The organism is Halostella sp. PRR32, from assembly GCF_034808085.1.
Classification (GTDB): domain Archaea; phylum Halobacteriota; class Halobacteria; order Halobacteriales; family Natronoarchaeaceae; genus Halostella; species Halostella pelagica.
In genome coordinates, this window is sequence record NZ_JAXHGL010000134.1 from 1 (window position 1) to 270 (window position 270).

Below are 270 nucleotides of genomic sequence, written 5' to 3' on the forward strand. Positions count from 1 at the left end.
CGAGCCGGACGGCGCCCACGAGGTGGTCGTCCGGCTCGAAGACGTGCCGCCACTGGCGCCAGGCGTCCTCGTCGGGCAGTTCCGCGGAGAGCTCCGCGTCGGTCCATGTCTCGCCGCCGTCGATCGAGACCTCGACGCGGTCGACTCCGCGGGTGCCGGCGTAGGCGTGTCCCGCGAGCTCGGTCCGCCCGTCGCCGAGGTCCGTGATCCCCTCGTCCCAGAGCTTGGCGACCGTGTTCACCGGACCGGTCCCCTCCCAGCCGCGCTCCT

1 pseudogene is annotated in these 270 nt (G+C 73.7%); it reads right to left on the reverse strand.

Annotated elements, in window-relative coordinates:
- Positions 1-270 (reverse strand): annotated as a pseudogene (locus SM753_RS20655) (molybdopterin-binding oxidoreductase); the annotation flags it as partial.